We start from the raw sequence: 7,325 nt of genomic DNA, 5'->3' as shown, positions 1-7,325 counted from the left end.
GAAGCCGCGGATCGGATCCGGACATTTTGTGGGGCGAGAGAGCGCGGCGGCTGCGGGCTGAGCGCGAGATCTCTACGGTCGAAATGGGATCTGGAGTGGCGGGCGGCTGTGGGCGATCAGCGAGTCTGTCGCTTCTTCGCCAGTCAGCGCCTCGTGGAGTTGGTGTATGGCATCGGCTGCTCCGGGGGGCGGAAGGGGCAGCGAAGCGTTGATCCGCTATGCGGCATCGCTTCCCGAAGACACCGTCACGCCAGATCACGCTGCCTCCCGTCGAGTTCAGGAGCCACGGCAGTTTGAAGTGGTTCTCCGCCCTGAAATCGTGGGCGGCGTAAAAGTGCGCACGCGCAGCGCATCGGCTATTCTAGTAGCTGCCCGCCCGGGCCTGCGGGCGTCCTGCTGCGGGCAGCCCTGCCGGCCTCCTGACGTGCTGGAGTTTCTGGCCGCCCGGGTCGAGGGGGAACCTGCTCGTCAGTGCATCAGGAGATCCAGTAAGTGAGCCCGCCGTTTCCCGCAGGGACCGCTGGATCTCGATGCCGTGCGCACGACCGTGGCCGACGTCGCGCGGTTTGACGCCTTCGACCTGGGCCCGGCCATCTTCGCCGGTGATCCCGCACCACCCGCTGAGGATGCTGGATTTGTCTCCTCGGCGAGTGGGGCGCTGGGCTTCTCTCCTCCTGGTGCTGTGGGCCTTCGCCGAGGAAATTCGCGCCACAAAGCGCATCCGGAATCCGTGGCTTCGCATGCCGCCGCTCACCCAGGCGATGTGCAAGCGATGCCAAGGTGTGGGGCGAAGGGCAGAGGGATGCCCGCGGCCGTGCGACGCCCTCGATGACGCGCGTGTTCCGACCGCCCTGGCACACGCCAGCGGCATCGACAGGATCATCAAAGGTGTTCGGGTGTCGGCGATGCCTGGACGGAACTGGAGCACTTGCGATGCGCCCGGACGGCCCCTGATCCGCTTCCCGCCGCGCACGCCGCCTGATCCGGCTCCCGCGCGAGGGCGCCCTCGCAACTTCCGGCCTTCTCCGGACTGGCCTGTGCTGCAGGACCGCATCGCCTGCTTCCTCTCCGATTCGGGCAAGAGCAATTGAGATGTTTCACTTGCACCGCATTTCCGCGGTTGTCCGACGTATCCGGGTTAGAATCTGGCATCCATTTCGGACTTCCTTCCGCATGGACGTACAGAGCTACATGACGGGCACCGCCTGGGCGGCGCGCCGCATCGCGGGCCGCAGGCCTGCTGCTGATTCGCGCGCCATGACGGGCTTCCCTGCCTCGCCACTTGACCAGTCGCGCTTCGCGCGGGGAACGCGGAGTCCGCTTTCGCCTTCCCCGCCGCCAATGGTGCGGGCCGATGCCGCGCAGGCAAGGGCGCTCCAAGGGGCTTCGACCCGGAGATGGTGGGACTGGGTTGATCCCTTTCGCGAAAAGGGGCGTGGCGCACTATGGCACAGGGCCTGCGGAGATCGCCTGAAGCTCACCGATCCCATCGGCGAGGTCAAGCGGACCTGCGGTACTGGCCTCACGGAATCCGGTCGGCTACCGCATGCGTGTGCCGCTGGGCGTCGATCGGTATCATCCACGAGGCCCGGCCCAACGTGACGGCCGACGCCGCCGGTCTGTGCTCGAAGACAGCGCGGGCAACGGCCATTCTCCGGACGGCGGCTCGGAAGCCATCCGCTGAAACCAGGCTATCGCAAGCGCCTGCGTGCAGGAGGGCCTGCGTGTCGGCCAGCCTTCCCGAGTCGGCGGTTAGGTCATTGAGACCACCGACCGGGCTGCGGTCGGGCGAACTCATCACCAAGAAGGGACTACGTCGACGGATCGTTCCCGCGGCGGTAAGGTACTCATTGGAACGCATCAGCAACGAGGCGTGCATTCCCGTCATCAAGCACTTGGACGGTACCCGGTACGGCTTCCCCCCATCGACGAGGGACGCCGACTTCGACAAGTCGGTACAGCGTCGCGGATAACGCCAAGACCCAGCGCTACGGCACCCGGGCAACACTACGGAACCCCTGCTCGGGTGCATGCGTCGATCGCCGCGGTGAGTCCTGCCCACGCCTGGCGGGCAGTCTACCGGCGAGAAGCAGGCGGAGCTGCGCGGCTGCGGACGCGCCCGGCGTCTCGTGCCGGGCATGAATGAGGCGACGGACGAGGACCGGGGTACGGAGTACCCGGCCCCAATCCCCAGCGTGCGGGTCGTCGATCTGCCTGGACGCCGGCCATCGAGCACAACAATTCCCATGGGTTCCAGGCTCATTTGACGCGATCGTCACGCGGGCGTACGCAAGCGCTCGCCGTTTTCCTCCGGCGAGGTCGATTCCAGTTCGGTGATGGTCAACGCCCACCGCTTCGCGACGGATTCCGAGTACGGCCCGGTCTTGAGATCGGCATCTCCACCGGGACATGCTGCACGCGCGCGGGCCGGGCCTCCGGCCCCACCTCAGCTCAAGTACGTGGTGCTCGGCGACGGCCAGGTCCGCGGACTCCGACCTACGGGTGCGTCTGGGCCTCCTGGTTGCTGGCACGCCCCCCAGAGGGAGAGATCGCCGTGGCGGCGCGGCGCGCGCGCGGTGCCGGGGCCCATCCGAGACCCGGGCGCAAGGACGGTGACGAGCGGCGAGGAACGTGCCTCACGCCCGCGCTGCCTGACGGCGCCGACAGCCGCCCGATCTTCCCTCGCGCCAGCTCCGGTTCGAACTCGAACTGGTGAAGGCGGAACAGAACAGGAAGTTGCCCGCGCCCATTTCGAAGCCCAGGTGGGCAAGCGCCTTGGAAGAAACAGGCCCGTGCCCTCCCGGAGAGCTTTCCCCATGCCCTCCGCCTGCACCGTCTGCCGGACGGCCGTTCCCGGCGTGCAGGTGTCGCTCTCTGGTCGCCGCTCAGGCCGTGCCTGGTGTCGGCGCTGGCCGACGCCGACCACCGTCAACAGGAGCCGGAGTTGATCAATCTGGTCGAAGTGTCGGGTCCCCGACATCGGCGACTTCCAGGGATTCCGGGTCATCGAGGTGCTGGTCAACGTGGGCGACACTGCCAAGCCGGAGGATCTCTCGTCACCGCTGGAGTCCGAGAAGGCGATCGGCGGAGGTGCTGCCTCCGTCGGCCGTGTGTAAGGCCGGGCGAGACCTGGAGATGGGAAGGTCGTCGACAAGGCTGTCGCAGGGCACGCTGGTCCTCGTCCTCGAGGCGACTGGGCGCGATTGCAGCGGCGGTCGCCTGCGCAGCCGCGTCGGCCTCGGCAGCGGTCGCGGCGTCCCGTCCCCCGGCCGGGGGCCGCAACTGGGCGGCTCCGGGCTCGCCCAGCGGGAGCCCCCACGGTCGCGACGGCGACTCCAGGTCGCGCGTCGTACGCCGAAGTCGGTCTCTGGGCCCGCCCTGGCGGTTACATTGACGCCCACGCCGCGCCGCCGACCTCGCCAGGAAGGTGGCGATGACTGAGCGCTACGACTCTGGTGGGCAGGTGCCCGCCTGAAACGTGGGCTGCATCCCGTCGAAGGCGCCTGCTGCACGCCGCACGCGTGGGATTCCGAAGGCTGAGGAAATGGCGCACTTCGGCGTGAAGTCCCGCAAAGCCCCCAGATCGAGATCGACCAGCTCCGCGCGGGTGGAAGTACGAGCGTCGTCTGCCGGCTCATCAAAGGGCTTGGCCGGTCCTGGGGGAAGCAGCGCAAGGTCGAGGTCGTGCCCGGCGTAGGCAAGTTCGCTTCACCGAACCTGCATCGAGGGGACCGCCGCGGACGGTCCGAGGAGAGACCGTTCCTTCGATCACTGCATCATCGCGGCCGGCTCGCAGGTGGCGCGCATTCCGGGATTTCCCGTACGACGACCTGCGCCTCATGGATTCCACCGGTGCGCTGGCGCCGACGGCATCCCGAAGCGCATGCTGGTGATCGGCGGCGGCATCATCGGCCTGGAGATGGCCTGTGTCTACGACGCCCTCGGCAGCCGTCAGCGTGGTGGAACTGTGCGACGGCCTGATTCCCGGCGCCGATCGGGATTTGGTCGCCCTGCTGCACAAGCGCCTGGACAAGCGCTACGAGCCGGACGACCGCGGCTTCATCCCGGTCGACAAGCAGCAGCGTACCAACGTGCCGCACATCTATGCCATCGGCGACGTCGTCGGTGAACCCATGCTCGCCCACAAGGCCACGCACGAAGCCAAGGTCGCCGCCGAAGTCATTGCCGGACACAAGGCGTTCTTCGATGCGCGCACCATTCCCTCGGTCGCCTACACGGATCCGGGAGGTCGCCTGCGATGGGCCTGACGGAGCCGGCAAGGCACTGGGCATCGAGTTCGAGAAGGCGTTCTTTCCTGGGCGGCAAGCGGGCCGGCACTGGCCATGGGCCGTGCAAGAGGGCCTCACCAAACTGCTTTTCGAGAAGGGTACGAAACGCCTGCTCGGCGCAGGCATCGTGGGGTCGAATGCGGGCGAACTCATCGCCGAAACCGTGCTCGCGCTGGAGATGGGCGCGGAGGCCGGCGACCTCGGCTTGACGATCCACCCGCATCCGACGCTGTCGGAGACGGTGTTCTTCGCCGCGGAGATCGCCGAGGGCGCATCACCGACCTTGACATGCCGGTCAAGAAGCGCTGACCGGGTCCCTACGAGTGCTCCAGTCAGGCACTGGGGTTCGTCCTGGCTCATCGCCGCCAGTGCTTGAGGAGTCTGTCCGGCGAGTGCGTGTGGTTCGCGTTCCGCGGCAACAACATCCTCGGTGCGGCGAGACGACGCAAGGTCGAGGTGCCGTGCGTGGAACATCCTCGCAGCTGGGGCTGGACCCGGTGGGCACGCAGTATCTCGGCACCCTGCACGGACGGCATTGCTTCTCCGCGGAGTGCGGAGGACGCCTCGGAACGCGCCGGAGGACCTGCGCTGGGCGGGACTGCGAAGCCTGTTCGGCATCATCGACGACGGGACTTTCCTGCTGGCCGGCCGCGCTGTGCAGATCGTGGATCGGGACAGCTCGCACCAATTCTGCGGCCGCGGCGGCACGCCCAAGAAGCGCAAGAATCAAGAAAGGCCCCGCGTGAGCCCGAGCTGCAGCCAGACGCACTATCCGCGCGTCGCAACGGTGGCGATGGCGCTCGTGCAACGGGGGACGCGAACTGCTGCTCGCGCGCTCGCCGCATTTTCCGCCGGGCATGTTCAGCGCGCTGGCTGGGTTCGTCGAACCGGGAGAGAGCATCGAGGACTGCCTCGTGCGGGAGGTGAAGGAGGAAGTCGGGATCGACGTCGTCAACCTGCGCTATTTCTCCAGCCAGCCGTGGCCGTTCCCGCACTCGCTGATGATCGCCTTCCGCTGCGACTACGCCGGCGGGGACATCGTGCCGCAGGAAGGCGAGATCGAGGCGGCGGACTGGTTCACGCTGGACGCTCTGCCCGATGCTGCCGCATCGCCTGAGCATCGGCCCGGCGCCTGATCGACGCGGCGCTGGCTGAGCTGCGCGCGTCTTGAGGGCGGCGGAAGACTTGGCTGCGATTTCGACGTTCCACTTCCGGAGTGCGATCCGGGGAGGATCCTCACCGAAGTCTCCGGTTTCAGCGCGTTCCGCGGCCAGCAGGACGCGATCGTGGAATACGTCTGCGCCGGCGGCGACGCTGTGGTGCTGATGCCCACGGGTGGAGGCAAGAGCCTCTGCTACCAGATCCCCGCCATCGCTCGCCATCGTGCGGGACGCGGCGTCACCATCGTGGTGAGCTCCGCTCATCGCGCTGATGCACGATCAGGTGGGGGCGTTCGAAGAAGCCGGCGTGCATGCCGCCTGCCTCAACTCGTCCCAGTCTCCCGACGAGGCACGCGAGGTCGAGACGGAGCTTCGAGCCGCCCGCCTCGTGCTCCTGTACGTCGCCCCGGAACGCATGCTCACGCCGCGATTCCTGGCGATGCTGGATGCCCTCCACGAACGCGGACTGCTCGGTTCCTTCGCGATCGACGAAGCGCACTGCGTGAGTCAGTGGGGCCACGATTTCCGCGAGGACTACCTCGGGCTCACGGTGCTGCACGAGCGCTATCCGGATGTGCCGCGCATCGCGCTGACGGCAACGGCCGACGAATTCACGCGTCAGGACATGGTGTCGCGCCTCAATCTCGACGGCGCGCGCATGTTCGTGGAGGCAGTTTCGACCGCCCGAACATCCGGTACACCCTCGTGGAGAAGGACAATCCGCGCGCAGGTGCTGCGCCTCCTGCGGGAAGAGCATCCCGGGGAAGCCGGGATCGTAAATTGCGGTAGCCGCAACCGCGGACGACACGGCCGCGTGGCTCAACGGCGAAGGCATCGAGGCCCTGGCCTACCACGCGGGACTCGACGCGCAGACGCGTCGGGAACGGCAGGACCGCTTTCTGCGGGAAGACGGCATCGTCATGGTGGCCACCATCGCGTTCGGCATGGGGATCGACAAGCCCGATGTGCGCTTCGTCGCGCATCTCGATTCGCCGAAGAACATCGGAGGGCCTACTATCAGGAAACCGGTCGGGCGGGACGCGATGGCGCGCCTGCCGATGCATGGATGACGTACGGGCTGTCGGACGTGGTCAACCAGCGCCGCATGATCGACGAGAGCCCGGCGGCCGACGAGTTCGGGCTGCATCCAGCGCTCGCGTCTTGATGCGCTGGGTCTCGCGGAGCGCACGATTGCCGCTGTGTCAGGCCGCTCGCGTACTTCGGCGAGCGCTCGCAGCCCTGCGGCAACTGCGACAACTGCCTGGAGCCGCCGGAACATGGGATGCCACGGAGGCGGCGCGTAAGGCGTTGTCGTGCATCTTCCGCTTCGACCAGCACGGAAGAATGGCGGCGCGACGCGGTTTCGGTGCGGGTCATCTCATCGATGTGCCGCGAGAGAAAATCCACCGAGAAAGTCGCGCAGTACGGCCATGTGCAGCTTTCCAGTTCGGAATAGGCGCGGATCTGTTTGAGGCACGTTGGCGTACGGTGCTTCGTCAGCTGGCAGGGCGGTTACGTCCAGGCGGAAGGCGAGTACAACAGCCAGTCTCCACCGGGACTTCCCGGTCCGTTCTGAAAGGCGACATAGCCATCGTGGGCGTGCGCCGAACGAAGCCGCGGGGCCTGCAAAGCGGCGAGATGCCACCGGCAGGCGCCGCGACACCGATGCCGGAACTGGCGCAGGAGGACCTGTCGCGCTTTCGCGCGCTGCGCGAGTGGCGCGCGCGCGTGGCACGGGAACACGCACTCCCGGCTTACGTCGTTTTTCACGAGATGCGACGCTCGCAGAGATCGCCCGGCGAAAACTGGCAACCCTCCTCGCGCTCGGCACCGTCCGAGGCGTCGGCGCCACGGAAACCGGAGCGATACGGCATGG

At 67.4% G+C, this 7,325-nt stretch carries 3 pseudogenes; all 3 read left to right on the top strand.

The features are described from left to right. Positions 1-3,433: 3,433 nt before the first annotated feature. The 3 pseudogenes from IPK20_25865 to IPK20_25855 all read left to right on the top strand — a co-directional run bounded on the left by IPK20_25865 (position 3,434) and on the right by IPK20_25855 (position 7,305). Positions 3,434-4,665: pseudogene (locus IPK20_25865) on the top strand (FAD-dependent oxidoreductase). A gap of 417 nt (positions 4,666-5,082) precedes the next feature. Next, positions 5,083-5,425 (top strand): annotated as a pseudogene (nudC, locus tag IPK20_25860) (NAD(+) diphosphatase). Between the two features lie 15 nt (positions 5,426-5,440). Next, positions 5,441-7,305: pseudogene (locus IPK20_25855) on the top strand (RecQ family ATP-dependent DNA helicase). Positions 7,306-7,325 lie beyond the last annotated feature (20 nt).

Source organism: Betaproteobacteria bacterium, from assembly GCA_016713305.1.
Classification (GTDB): domain Bacteria; phylum Pseudomonadota; class Gammaproteobacteria; order Burkholderiales.
Note: the sequence above shows the minus strand (reverse complement) of the source record. Positions and strands in the feature narration are given on the sequence as shown.